This window comes from Clostridium sp. AF19-22AC (genome assembly GCF_003479085.1).
In the GTDB taxonomy this organism is placed as follows: Bacteria; Bacillota; Clostridia; order Lachnospirales; family Lachnospiraceae; genus Faecalicatena_A; species Faecalicatena_A orotica.
On the sequence record NZ_QUGN01000013.1, the window covers coordinates 90,429 to 103,891 of the forward strand.

Genomic DNA, 13,463 nt, shown 5'->3' on the forward strand with positions numbered 1-13,463 from the left:
TCTATATTTACTTATTATTCAAAGAACTGGTCAACCTCTTCCTGGGTAAGCCATCCGTCCAGTGCTGCTGTATCGGCGGAATCCTTAAGCAGGTCCACTGCTTCTTCCAGAGTGATTGCCTTTGTTCCGTTCAGTCCTTCCATCCATGCCGCATTCTGGTCTCCGTCTTTTGTAACAACATACGGCGGGTCAAGCATGATCGAATTGACCATGTTTTCGTCCATCGGATTTGCTACAAGAAGGTCTTCCTTCACAGTCTTCCCCTGAAGCAGGCGTACCGTAACGTCCAGTGCTGTTACGGCACTGCCCGGTGCATAAGAAACTCCGATTGTTGTAAGGTCCGGCATAGTGCTCCATTTTGTAAAGAATGATTTTGTATAGTCACCTGTCATAATCTTAGGTTCTTTTCCTGCATTTTCGTATGCCTTGATTATACCTTCCCCCATAACATCCTGTGCCAGTACGGCGTCGATGTTGTCATAGCTTGATAAAAATGTCGTCATGACAGACTGTGCATCTGTCTCTGACCAGTTGCCGGGAGCGGAGCCGAGAATCTTGATATCCGGGTAATCTGCAAGTACATCCTTGTTTGCCTGTACACGTAAAGTATCGGCAGCATTGCCTGAAACACCTGAGATTTCAACAATATCGCCCTTTCCGTTTAACTGCTCTGCCATCCAGACTGCCTGGATTTTCTGCCAGCTGTAGTTATTTCCGCAGACACAGATCGTTCCTTCATAAGCGGCCGGATCGTTTGCAATTACTACCAGGATACCCTTCTTCTGCGCTTTTTCCACTGCTGATTTAATCGTTGTAGGAGAAACGGCATCGATCATAATCGCATCTACACCTGCATCGATCATTGCGTTGATCTGGTTTAACTGTTCCGTTGCATCACTGTTTGTATTAGAAACCATATAATCTGAGAGAACACCATCTGCCTTATACTCTTTGGCACGGTTCTCGAAGTCTTCTACCATCTGCGCACGCCACGTATTGCCCCAGTATCCGTTTGAAAATCCTACTACGAAGCCGCTGTCCTTGTCTGACTTTGCAGCTGGTTCTTCTGTCTTCTGCGCATCGTCTTTTGGTTCATCCGTTTTCTTTTCCGGGCTGCTGCATGCAGCAAGTCCGAATACCATTAATCCTGCAAGCAAAACTGCCAATACTTTCTTCTTCATAAAATGATCTCCTTCTCTTTTGTTTTAAAGTACCTGAATAAATGTTTCCGCCCCGTCCTTAACCGCCGGTTCATGGCCCGGCAGGATATAGTGTGATGACTGCCGGATTCTCTGGAAACTCTCATACGTCTCCGGTACCATTACAACAATATTGGGCTCCAGATTCCCATTTACATTCTCTGCAACGTTACAGATATCACCGGATACACACACAACGCCCGCTTCTGTATGAAACAGTACTGACTGGTGGCCCCTCGTGTGCCCCGGCGTTGTAATCACCCGAAGTCCCGGAAGTATCTCCGCATCTCCGTCTAAAAACTCCCACTGAAAATAGTTGACTGCATTTTTGTCGTAGCATAAGCTGTCATAAAACGGCACTTCCGGAACAAGAGGTGCGAATGCTGCCTCCCATTCCTTTTTCTGTATGTAAAATTTCGACTTGCGGAACTTTGCGTTGCTTCCGCAGTGGTCACAATGGAGGTGCGTGTTGATGACGATATCAACCTCCTCCGGTTCCCATCCCATAATCCGCCTTACAGCCGCGACTGTGTCCTGTTCCGGGGTCTGGATAACCCCCGGCTCCGCCTTGCGGTACTCTTCCAGATCGCGTATCCCTGTGTCAACCAATACTTTATGTTCTCCGTCAGTTGCACCTGCACACCAGATAGGAACTGTAATCTGCTCCCCTTTTCCCTTGTAGTGAGTCATCGCGGAACGGTCCAGTACGATACTCCCTGCCTGGATAGCCTTTACTATCCACTTTTTCATAATGCATCCTCCTTTTCTGTTAGATATCGTTTTCATTATTTTCCTGCAACACCACCATCCATTTTTAGAAACCGTTTTCTCTCGTGTTGGCTCTACTATATCATCAACTTTTTCTAAAATCAACCGATTCTCTTCATTTTTTTGTGTTTCAGTATTCGTTTTGTTAAATTAATTCATTTTAGTCTTTCATTTTTGTGCACTATTCACATATTTTTAATTTAGTTTCTTTGTTTTCCTTCGCATTTATCTGAACATTCGAGATATACAAGTATTTTGTTTTGTAATGCTGGAAATATTCAGATTATTTTGTGCACTTATTATATTTTTGCCATATATTTTTGTGTATTTTTACTCTATTGACTTTGAAAACATTCTGAAATAAGATTAGATTGTAACGCAACCGTTTTCTTTAAAAGGAGGTTCATTTATGTACCGTGGGACTGAACTCTGGAAAGATTTAATTTCCTTTCAGTTAACGCAACAGAAACTTAAAAGTGGCCGGGAAATCGAAACCTTCCCTGATATACCACACAATCTATACGAAGCTCTGTCAGATACCGCCGGGTTATATCCGGATAAGACAGCCATTATAGATCATTACGGGCGCACATGCAGTTATTCCTGCTTAAAAAAGTATGTAGACGGCTTTTCCTCTTATCTGGTCAGCGAATGCCATGTCGGTTATAAAGACCGGGTCGCCCTGATGCTGTACAACAGCCTTGAGTTCTGCGTCGCATTTCTTTCTTTGATCAGAATAGGGGCTGTGACTATCCCCCTGCCGACGAAATATAAAGAGCAGGAAGTGAATTCACTGGTATCAAAGTCCGATGTAAGCCATATCATCTGCGATGAGGATTTCTATAGCTGGTTTTCCCGCTGTGAAAACAACAGTATCTTCGTCCTGAAGTCCGGTAACCAGGAGGCCGGGTATGGTTTTTCGGAATTCACATCAAAAGAGGCTGTTCCCGAAATGCCGGCAGATACAAGGGAAGATACCGCCCTTTTGATGTTTACTTCCGGGACAACATCCCAGAGCAAAGGTGTGGTAATCAAAAATTATAACATCATGCATGCGGTTGTCTCCTATAAGAAAGTCTTACACATTACAGAAAAGGATGTTTCCATCATCCCTATCCCGATTTACCACATCACAGGGCTGGTCGCTCTGCTAGGCCTCTTTGTATATGCCGGCGGAACACTGTACCTCCATAAGTATTTCAATGCCGGCAGGGTACTAACCTGCGTGAAAGAGCATAATGTCACTTTTCTGCATGCCTCACCGACAGTATTTTCCATGCTGCTTGCAGAATCCGGACATTTCCCGCATCTGCCGAGTTTAAAGACATTCGCCTGCGGAAGCAGTAATATGCCGAAAGAAAAACTGCGCCAGATCCATGAATGGCTTCCGCACAGTACGTTCCACACCGTTTACGGGCTGACAGAGACAACCTCCCCGGCATCCATTTTTCCCGGGGACGCCGGGGCTAGCTGCTTTATCGGTTCCTCAGGTCTTCCGATTCCCGGCACCTGCTTCCGAATCTTAAACGATGCCGGAGCAGAACTCCCGCCCGGCGCTGTGGGTGAGATCTGGATATCCGGAACCGTCGTTCTGGATTCCTACTATAAGACGGACACCCCTTCCCTGAAGGATGGCTGGCTCGGGACAGGAGACCTCGGATATTTCAACAAAGAAGGATACCTCTTCGTTGTCGACCGGAAAAAGGATATGATCAACCGCGGCGGGGAAAAGATCTGGAGTTTTGATGTGGAAAACGAAATCTACAAAATAGAAGGAGTCGAAGACACCGCAGTTGTCGGCATCCCGGATGAGATCTACGGCGAAGTTGCCGCAGCGGTCGTAAAATCACTGCCCGGTATGATTCTCACGGAGGAATCCATTCAAAAAGAGTTAGGCGGCAGAATTGCAAAGTATAAGATTCCGGCCAGAGTCCTTATTCTGGATGAAATCCCCGTCACCCCGAACGGGAAGGTAGACAAAAGAACTATTAAAACTTTATTTTTATCTAAACCAGGAGGTTAAAACTATGAGGAAACCTGTATTTGTAACCGGAGATGAAGCCGCTGCCATGATCCGGGACGGCAGTACCATCGCCACCATAGGCATGACGCTCGTCTCTGCATCCGAGACAATCCTAAAAGCCGTGGAAAAACGCTTTCTCGAAACAGGAAGCCCGAACCACCTTACACTCGTCCATTCCTGCGGGCAGAGCGACCGCGACCGTGGGATACAGCATTTTGCCCACGAAAAAATGCTGCACCGCATCATTGGCGGGCACTGGGGACTGCAGCCGAAGATGATGGAACTGATCGCCGGCAATAAAATCCTCGCCTACTGCATCCCTCAGGGCCAGTTCGCACAGTTGTACCGCAGCATGGCGGGAGGAGAACCGGGCAAGATCACAAAGGTTGGTCTGGGAACCTTCATTGATCCGCGCATCGATGGTGGGAAAATGAACGAAATTACGAGGTCCGCCCCTGATATCACAGATGTCGTTACCATCGGCGGCGAAGAGTATATGCGTTACAAACCAATCCCGCTTGACTATTGCATCATCCGGGGGACATATGTAGACGAAGCCGGCAATTTAACGACAGATGAAGAAGCTATGAATCTGGAAGTCTTCTCCGCCGTGATGGCGTGCAAGAAGTTCGGCGGCACGGTAATCGCGCAGGCCAAGTATAAAGTAAAATCGGGAACGCTCCACTGTAAACGAGTGACGGTCCCGGGTATTTTTATCGACGCCGTCGTCATGTGCCCAAACCCGGAGGAAGACCACCGGCAGACACACAGTTTTGCCTTTGACCCGGCATACTGCGGTGATATCAAAGTCCCGGCCGATAACTCCGATGCACTCCCGCTGACGGTCCGCAAAGTAATCGGGCGGAGGGCACTGATGGAGCTTCGCGAAAACGATGTCCTCAATGTAGGGACCGGAATACCAAACGACGTGGTCGGTCCGATTATCGCGGAAGAACAGATTGATGATGACGTTACAATCACCGTAGAATCCGGTATCTACGGTGGAATCCCGATGGGAGGGATTGATTTTGGCATTGCCAAAAATAATTTTGCCCTCCTCAGACATGACGACCAGTTCGATTACTACAACGGGGCCGGCGTGGACGTGACTTACATGGGCGCCGGGGAAGTGGACAGTAACGGCAATGTAAATGCCACAAAACTTGGGCCGAACCCGACCGGGGCCGGCGGCTTCATCGACATCACAACGAATGCAAAGCATGTCGTCTTCTGTTCCTCATTCACCGGGAAAGGACTGGAGTGCTCTTTTAAGGGGGACAGGCTCCATATTGACAGGGAAGGCTCCCTCATCAAATTTGTAAACAAGATTCAGCAGATTTCATATAACGGAAATATTGCACGCGGCAAGCACCAGAAAATGCATTACATAACAGAAAGGGCTGTTTTTGAGCTGCGCCCGGAAGGACTTGTCCTGACCGAGACAGCTCCCGGCATAGACCTGCAGACGCAGATTCTTGACCTCATGGAATTTAAACCAATTATAAGCCCTGACCTAAAGGAAATGAATCCTGCCATCTTCCGTGAAAACGGGCCTTTTGGACTCAGGGATTTCATTCATACCAATCAATCATAAAGGAGGATTTATCTATGCGCTTAAAAGACAAAGTTGCTATCGTAACAGGAGCAGGACGCGGTCTCGGAAAAGGGATTGCCGTAAAACTTGCGGAGGAAGGGGCAAAGGTCGTAGTTGCCGACATGGCACCTGCCGATGATGCCGTGTCTGAGATCCGCAGCACAGGAGGCACGGCCTGCGCATTCCCCGTAAACGTCGCAAAGCAGGAAGAAGTCAGGGCCCTGGTCCAGTTTGCTATCGATACTTATGGCACTTTGGATATCATGGTCAATAATGCGGGCATCAACCGTGACGGAATGCTCCATAAAATGCCCGCCGAAAACTGGGATACGGTTATCGCCGTCGACCTGACCGGAACCTTTTACGGAACTCAGGAGGCCGTGAAATACATGCGTGGCAAAGGTTCCGGAAGAATCATCAATATTTCCTCCGGCAGCTGGCTTGGCAACATCGGCCAGGCTAACTACGCGGCAGCAAAAGCCGGTGTTGTCGGCCTGACAAAGACTGCTGCAAGAGAAAATGCAAGAAAAGGAATTACCTGCAATGTTATCTGCCCCGGCTTTATCGAGACAGATATGACCGTAAAATTAAAGGAAGTCAACGATGGAGCCGCATGGGACAGCATGATGGGCAGGATCCCGATGGGTTATGCGGGAAAACCGTCCGATGTAGGAAATATGGTCGCTTTTCTGGCATCTGATGATGCCGCATATATCACTTCTGAAGTCATCAATGTCGGCGGCGGTATGATCGTCTGACACTCATAGAAAGGAGATTTTGCCATGAATCAGTTTAAAGATGTTGTTATTGTCAGCGGGGTCCGTCTTCCTGTCGCAAGTTTCGGAGGGAGCCTGAAGGATTTGTCCGCTATCGATATGGGCGCAATGGTTGTAAAAGAGGCCGTAAACCGTGCAGGCATCCAGCCATCCGATGTCGACGAAGTAATTATCGGGCAGGTCGGACAGATAGCCGAAAACGGCTTCGTTGCAAGGGCCATCAGCCTGAAAGCAGGCATGCCGAAAGAAACGACTGCCTATTCAGTCAACAGACAATGCGGTTCCAGCCTGCAGGCTATCGCCGACGCTGTCATGGAAATCCAGACCGGGTTCGCCGATGTCGTTGTTGCAGGCGGGGCAGAGAGCATATCCCAGCTGCCGTACTATGTAAAAGACGCCCGCTGGGGAGCCCGCATGGGACACAAAACCTTCGAGGACGGGGTCATTGACATCCTCACATGGCCGATGGACGGTAACCACAACGGTGTTACCGCAGAAAACGTAGCCACAGAGTATCACGTTTCACGTGAAGAACAGGATGCTTTCTCACTCCAGAGCCACCAACGGGCATGTGCCGCCATAAAAGAGGGCAAATTCAAGGATGAAATCCTGCCCGTAGAACTGAAAGACCGGAAAGGGAATGTAACCGTGTTTGATACGGACGAAGGACCAAGAGACAGTCAGACTATCGAGAAGCTGGCAAAGCTGCGGCCTTGCTTTGTAAAGGACGGGACCGTAACCGCCGGCAATTCTTCCAGCCTGAATGACGGTGCAGCCGCGGTTGTCGTTATGTCGAAGGAAAAAGCAGAGGAGCTGGGAGTCGTGCCGAAGTTGAAGATCGAGGGCTATACCGTTGCCGGATTCGATGCCGAACTGATGGGATATTCTCCGAAATTCTCAAGTGAGCAGCTGGCAGAGAAGCTTCACATCAGCCTGAAGGATATCGACATGTTTGAGATCAACGAAGCCTTCGCAAGTCAGGCATACGCCGTAAGCAGAGATCTGGGGCTTGATATGGAGAAAGTCAATATATACGGGGGCGGAATCTCTATCGGACATCCAATCGGGGCCACCGGAGCAGTCCTGACCGTAAAGGTGCTGTATGAATTAATGCGTACCGATAAAAAAGATGCCATGATCAGCATGTGCATCGGGGGCGGGCAGGGGATTTCCATGTATTTCACGAAATGCTGATAACTGCGTAAGTTTAGCAGATCCCTTTGTAAATATGCTAAGAAAGCCGGCTTCTGGTCTTCCCAGAATACCGGCTTTCTTCCTTTACTTTTCGTCCGCCCTGAATTTTTCACCGTCAGGCCCGCTGTCTTTCTCAGGCAGCGTTCCTTTTCCGTACATACGCCTGAATCTTATCCAGCAGTTCTCCACAATCATCACTGTGGATAACAAGCTCGACATGGTCGGCTTTGCTGATTGCTATTACACCTAAAATGGATTTTGCATCTACTATATTTTTCCCGCTTTTAAGATCGACATCGTATTCACACTGATTCATAATATCCACAAACTCAGTAATATCTTCTGGCTGGCGAAAACAAATCTGAACTTTCTGCATGTCCTGTTTTCCTCCTTTACTTTGTGTATATGGTTATTTTATCCATAATACTGGGATTTATTCCCTAAAAGCAAGGACTTTATTTGTAAATTACTATGTCGCTATTTGCAGAATTATGTCGAATCATGCTGTAATAGCATAAAAAGGACCCGTTCACGTCTTTTCTTCCGTAACGGGCCCCTTGTCTTTGACTTAAATTTTCTTAACCTTTACTTCGCTGTCTCGGTGCTGCTGTCGCTCTGTTCCACCTGAACACAGTTGTCTGCCAGATATTTTCCAACCTTCTGCTGGCGGATTGCATTTTTCACAGTGTCTTCTCCGACCTGTTCTTTAAAATCCTCTACACTTTCATACTGTCCGTTTTCCGCATATTCGGCAATCTGTTCCTCATATTCCTTGTCAGACGGCTCCAGGTTCTTCTTCTCGGCAATCAATTCACAGGCCAGTTTTCTCTTTAATGCTGTCTCCGCAGCTTCTTTTGCCTGCTTGTCAAAATCTTCCTCGGTCATCTGCATGGCCTGCTCAACGAAGTCTTTAAATTCCATACCATAGGCTGCTGCCATATTCGTATAATATTCTTTGATGGAATTGATCTGCTCATCGAGGGCCCCGTCCGGGTATTTCTTCACTTCTACCTGGTCCGCAATCGCTTCCAGTGCATTGTTCTGCAGGGTGTTCTCCATGCTCTCTTTGTTATTATCTTCCAGCTGTTTTCTGATCTCTTTTTTATATTCTTCTACAGTCTTGGATGTTTCACTGTTTTTCTTTACCCAGTCATCTGTCAGTTCCGGAACGATTCCGTTTAAGGTAACCTTAAATACAGCTACTTTGTCAGCCATATCTGCATTCTGGTAATCTGCCGGGAACTTTACAGTGATATCAAACTCATCCCCTGATTTGTGTCCGACGATTTGTTCTTCAAATCCTTTATAGTCTCCATTCGCGCCGATAAAGCTGCCAGATCCGAGTTCGAGTACTGATCCCTTATCACTGCCGCCTTCAAACTCTGTTCCATCCACGCTTCCGACATAATCAATATTGACCCTGTCCCCGTTCTCAGCCGCCCTGTCCGTGATTCCGCCGTCTGCTGCGGATTTTCCCAGATTCGTCTGGATCACGCTTTCAACATTCTCATCCGTCACCTCGGCAGTCTCTACTTTTGCAACCTCAAGACCGTCATACTGCTTCACCGTTATATATTCATTTGAGAGCTGCTTGCTGCATCCTGCGAGAGACGCTGCCATCAGAACGCTCAATGTCAGTGCCAAAATTCTTTTCTTCATTCTTTCACCTCATATTATCTTCACTTTATTCATGCAGTTTCCATTTCTGCATACTTTACCGTTGTACCATAAATACTAAACTCGTGAAATACCTCGCTAAGTATTTAGATATATGTCTTACTAAGCGTGTAAGAACCATGCTAAGTGCGAGCATTATATCACATTTCACTCCTTATGGAAAGGGATTTCATAGACTTTTCACGTTTGGCCAAAATAAACGTCCAAAATAAACCATTTCTACAGTAGAGGAGACAGCAGTCTTGAGAACTGTTCCTTCACCCGGATGACAAGTCCTCTCTGGTCATATACCTTGCGTGTAACATGGGTACATTTTGTCATATCATTTTCAAAAGCCCTCTCAAGGCGCTGCACGGTTCTTTCGCTGTAAACCACCGCGTTCACTTCGAAATTCAGTCCAAAGCTGCGGATATCCATGTTTGCGGTTCCCACACATGCCACCATTCCGTCTACACTCAATGTCTTCGCATGTAAAAAACCGTTATTGTATACATAACACTTCGCCCCAGCCGCTACCATATCGCCGAGATAGGAATATGTTGCCCAGTAAACGAATGGATGGTCCGGCTTGCAGGGAACCATGATCCTCACGTCGATTCCTGAACGACTTGCAATCTTCAGCGCATCCAGTATCGAATCATCCGGAATCAGGTACGGGGTCTGCAGATATACATGGTCCTTTGCACTATGAATCAGGCGCAGGTAATTATCGTGTATCGTCTTCGTCTGCGAGTCAGGGCCGCTTGAAATGATCTGGACCGGGTCATGCCCGTTTCTCACATAATCGGGAATCTCAAACAAATGGTCCTGCACAAACAGGTTCTCTTTTGCCGCATAATTCCAGTCCAGAACAAAACGCACGGCCAGAGATGTAACCGCCGCCCCCTCTATGCATAGGTGTGTGTCTCTCCAGTAACCAAACTTTTTATCCAGTCCCAGATATTCCCTTCCCACATTAAAGCCGCCCACAAAACCAACACGTCCGTCAATGACAACAATTTTCCTGTGGTTGCGGTAATTTACGCGAAGCTGCAGCTGCCCTAAAAGCGCAGGAAAGAACTCCGCAACCTGTACACCGCCTTTTTCAAGGCGTTCCCAGTCCTTATTATGCATGGTGCGGCATCCCATACTGTCGAACAGCACCCTGACCTCAACACCCTCTTTTGCTTTCTGGATCAGCACAGGTTCAATTTCCCTCCACAGCTCGTCGTTGCGGATAATGTAATACTGCATATGGATGTAGCGTTTTGCCTGCTTCATCTCGTCAATCAGCGCACGGAACTTTTCTTTGCCATCCGTATAGATGCGCACATCATTGTTATCCGTTAAAACGGCTTCTCCCGCCTCCAGATTATAAAGGATCAGGTCCTTAAATCTCGCCATCTCCGGATTCGCCAGCCTCAGCTTCTTCCGGTATATTGTCTCCTCCTGCCGCCTGACGGCATATTTTAACTCCCCTTCTATCTCCTTTGCCTTAAACATCCTGCTCTTGTGAAAATCCTGACCAATCACCAGATAGAGGAAGAATCCGAGAATCGGGATAAAGTAGAGCAGAAGGAGCCAGGTCCACACGGTCTGTGGATTCCGGCGCTGAAAGAAAATAATGATCAGAGAAAGAAAAATATTGATAATGAATAGATTGTCCATGACGAAATGATAAGATATAACCAATCCATTCCATAATGTTTCTGCCATAAAATTAAAACTCCTTCTTTATCTGTATGTAACTTATATGATTATACTATTTTCTCAGGCGAAAAGTAACCCCAAATTATCAGCTTAAGGGTTAAACTTGATTATATCTCCCAAAAAGGGTATCATATTATAAATTTGGACTACAAAAATTACAGGAGGCAGTCATTTATGCAGCAGTTTTTAGAAACCGAGATCAAGAGAAGAGAAGCCGCCCTGGCAGAATATAATAGAACGGCAAATATCATCGGCATTTTCAAGGTAATCTGGATCGTGATGTGCGGTATCACGGTTTATCAGGTATGGACAAATCATTTCCCCCTTAAACTGATTCTTTTGTTATGTGCTGAAATCATAGTTTTTATTTTATCCCACCTGTATCATATCAGGGAACTTGAGCGTGCCGGGCATGAAGCCGGGCTTATTCGCATTGCGAAAAAGAATATCAGCCGGATTACGGGCGGCTGGTGTTCCTTCGAGGATACGGGCAAAGAATTTATCGATTATAACCATGACTATTCATCCGATCTGGACATTGTCGGAAGAAATTCTCTTTTCCAATACCTGAATAGTACGAACACTTATTATGGAAGGCAGCGGCTCGCCAGTGACCTGCTCTACCCCGGATTTTCAAACGAGGAAATCCGGGAACGGCAGGAGGCTGTTTCGGAGCTTGGCAGCGACTATGCATGGACCAGCCAGATCGAATACCTGTCTTCTAAAATCGGCATCGATGCATCCTTTCCGGAACTCATTTCCGAACTACAGGGCCAGAAACATTTTATAGAAGGCAGGCCCGTAAAATGGCTGGTCTCTTTGTCACGCATACTGACCATTACAGCCGTTCTCCTCTCCCTGCTGACCAGAGACACTCTTATTTCGGCTGCTGCAGGCGTAATGATGATCTTTCAGCTGCTTATATGGTCTGTTGGTTTCTCGAAAATCAACCGGTATCTCGGAATTATGCTGAAGCTTCCATATAAGATTGCACGTTATGATGATATGATTCAGGAGATTGCCGGATACAATTTTCATTCCGAAAAACTTAAACAGATTCAGGCCGTTGTGTTCTCCGCGCAGGAGGCCATCCACAGTCTCTCCAGAATATCCGGCAATATCAGCCAGTGTCAGAACGGGATCGTCAGGACCATACTGAATATTCTTTTCCTATGGGATTATAAAAATGCTTTTGACCTTGACCGCTGGAAACAGGAACACGGCGCTTCCACCGAATCATGGTTTGCCGCGTTAGGGGAACTGGAAAGCCTGATCAGCTTTTCCAATCTGCCGCGCTGCTTAAGTACTTCCTGTATCCCCGTAATATCTGCACGCCCAAATATCATCGAAGCCCGCGGCATGGGGCACCCGCTGCTCAATAATACGCAGAGGGTGTGCAATGACCTGAACCTCGATAACCACATCTTCATTATCTCCGGTTCCAACATGTCCGGGAAAACTACTTTCATGAGGACAGCAGGCATTAACATGATTTTGGCAAATGCGGGAAGCTGCGTGTGTGCACAGCAGATGACCTTTACCCCCATGAACGTCATCACCTCCATGCGTATTGCCGATGAACTGACGGAAGGAATCTCAACTTTTTATGCAGAACTAAAACGCATAAAAAAGATTATCGATGCAGCAAAGGCGGGCACATGCCAGTTATTCCTGATCGACGAGATTTTCCGGGGGACGAATTCTGCAGACAGGCTCAGAGGCGCCGAGGAAGTCATCAAGACACTCTGTACTCTTGGAACCTCAGGCATGATTACCACGCATGATCTGGAGGTCTGCAAACTCTCGGCATCCTTCCGGCGTATCGTGAATTACAGTTTTAACGAACATTATACAGACGGGGAAATCTGCTTTGATTATAAAATAAAAAACGGAGTTTCTAAAACTACCAATGCGGAATATCTGTTAAAGAAAGTAGGGATTCTGTAAGCCCGAAAGATATCAAACTGCTTGCACTTCCCTACAAACAATGGTACAATATTATTTGCATAATTGCGGAAAAAGAGTATTTTTAGGAGGGTTCGTCGTGAGTTTAGGATTAAAGATAATGCTCGTTGTACTGGTTGTTCTGATCATTGCATTAGTCGTACTATATTTCTTCGGCAAAAGAGCAGAGAAAAAACAGGCAGCACAGAAAGAACAGATGGAAGCAGCAGCACAGAATGTCAATATGCTCATCATTGATAAAGGTAAGATGAAGCTGAAAGAAGCCGGATTCCCAAGTGTAGTGATCGAGAATACCCCGAAGTATTTAAGACGTACCAAGGTACCGGTCGTAAAAGCAAAAGTCGGCCCAAAGATCATGACCCTGATGTGTGATGCTGAGGTATTTCCATTGATCCCGGTAAAGAAGGAAGTAAAAGCAACAGTCAGCGGAATCTACATAACTGCTGTCAGAGGACTCCGTGGTCCGCTTGAAGCTCCGCCGAAAAAGAAGGGATTCTTTGCACGATTCAAAAAAGACAAATAATAAGACAAAAAAGGAAAACAATAGCCGCGGTAATCTGACAAAAATCAGAAGCTGC

11 protein-coding genes are annotated in these 13,463 nt (G+C 46.8%); 6 read left to right on the forward strand and 5 right to left on the reverse strand.

The features are described 5' to 3' along the window. Nucleotides 1-14: 14 nt before the first annotated feature. Both DWX43_RS15585 and DWX43_RS15590 read right to left on the reverse strand, forming a co-directional pair. Nucleotides 15-1,181, reverse strand: coding sequence for a substrate-binding domain-containing protein (locus DWX43_RS15585; protein ID WP_242995951.1), 1,167 nt, complete (start codon nucleotides 1,179-1,181; stop codon nucleotides 15-17). A gap of 24 nt (nucleotides 1,182-1,205) precedes the next feature. Next, nucleotides 1,206-1,949, reverse strand: coding sequence for an N-acyl homoserine lactonase family protein (locus DWX43_RS15590; RefSeq protein WP_243099330.1), 744 nt, complete (start codon nucleotides 1,947-1,949; stop codon nucleotides 1,206-1,208). A gap of 427 nt (nucleotides 1,950-2,376) precedes the next feature. On the opposite strand from DWX43_RS15590, the gene DWX43_RS15595 reads away from it, so the two are divergent. The 4 genes from DWX43_RS15595 to DWX43_RS15610 are packed head-to-tail and all read left to right on the forward strand — an operon-like array spanning nucleotide 2,377 to nucleotide 7,554. Further along, nucleotides 2,377-3,990, forward strand: a complete 1,614-nt coding sequence (locus tag DWX43_RS15595) for a class I adenylate-forming enzyme family protein (RefSeq protein ID WP_118620934.1) — start codon at nucleotides 2,377-2,379, stop codon at nucleotides 3,988-3,990. Between the two features lie 4 nt (nucleotides 3,991-3,994). Continuing rightward, a complete protein-coding gene (locus tag DWX43_RS15600; protein WP_118620935.1) occupies nucleotides 3,995-5,584 on the forward strand; it encodes a CoA-transferase in 1,590 nt (529 codons plus the stop codon). Between the two features lie 14 nt (nucleotides 5,585-5,598). After that, complete coding sequence (fabG, locus tag DWX43_RS15605; RefSeq protein ID WP_109730020.1) at nucleotides 5,599-6,342, forward strand: 3-oxoacyl-ACP reductase FabG; 744 nt, start codon at nucleotides 5,599-5,601, stop codon at nucleotides 6,340-6,342. Between the two features lie 24 nt (nucleotides 6,343-6,366). Beyond that, nucleotides 6,367-7,554 (forward strand): thiolase family protein, encoded by a 1,188-nt coding sequence (locus DWX43_RS15610; RefSeq protein WP_118620936.1) that lies wholly within the window; start codon nucleotides 6,367-6,369, stop codon nucleotides 7,552-7,554. 133 nt (nucleotides 7,555-7,687) lie between these two features. On the opposite strand, the gene DWX43_RS15615 is transcribed toward DWX43_RS15610, so the two are convergent. From DWX43_RS15615 to cls, 3 genes are all read right to left on the reverse strand, one after another. Further along, on the reverse strand, nucleotides 7,688-7,930 hold the full coding sequence (locus DWX43_RS15615) for an HPr family phosphocarrier protein (RefSeq protein WP_109730018.1): 243 nt from the start codon (nucleotides 7,928-7,930) through the stop codon (nucleotides 7,688-7,690). Nucleotides 7,931-8,139: 209 nt separating this feature from the next. Further along, nucleotides 8,140-9,213: a trigger factor gene (gene tig, locus DWX43_RS15620; protein ID WP_118620937.1), complete on the reverse strand. Its 1,074-nt coding sequence runs from the start codon at nucleotides 9,211-9,213 to the stop codon at nucleotides 8,140-8,142. A 237-nt stretch (nucleotides 9,214-9,450) separates the two neighbouring features. Next, a complete protein-coding gene (gene cls / locus DWX43_RS15625) occupies nucleotides 9,451-10,926 on the reverse strand; it encodes a cardiolipin synthase (protein ID WP_118620938.1) in 1,476 nt (491 codons plus the stop codon). Nucleotides 10,927-11,094: 168 nt separating this feature from the next. Between cls and DWX43_RS15630 the strand changes: the two genes are divergently transcribed. Then, complete coding sequence (locus DWX43_RS15630; protein ID WP_118620939.1) at nucleotides 11,095-12,867, forward strand: hypothetical protein; 1,773 nt, start codon at nucleotides 11,095-11,097, stop codon at nucleotides 12,865-12,867. A 97-nt stretch (nucleotides 12,868-12,964) separates the two neighbouring features. Continuing rightward, nucleotides 12,965-13,408 carry a hypothetical protein gene (locus DWX43_RS15635; RefSeq protein WP_118620940.1) on the forward strand — a complete coding sequence of 148 codons (444 nt, stop codon included), beginning with the start codon at nucleotides 12,965-12,967 and terminating at the stop codon, nucleotides 13,406-13,408. The last annotated feature ends 55 nt before the right edge of the window (nucleotides 13,409-13,463 follow it).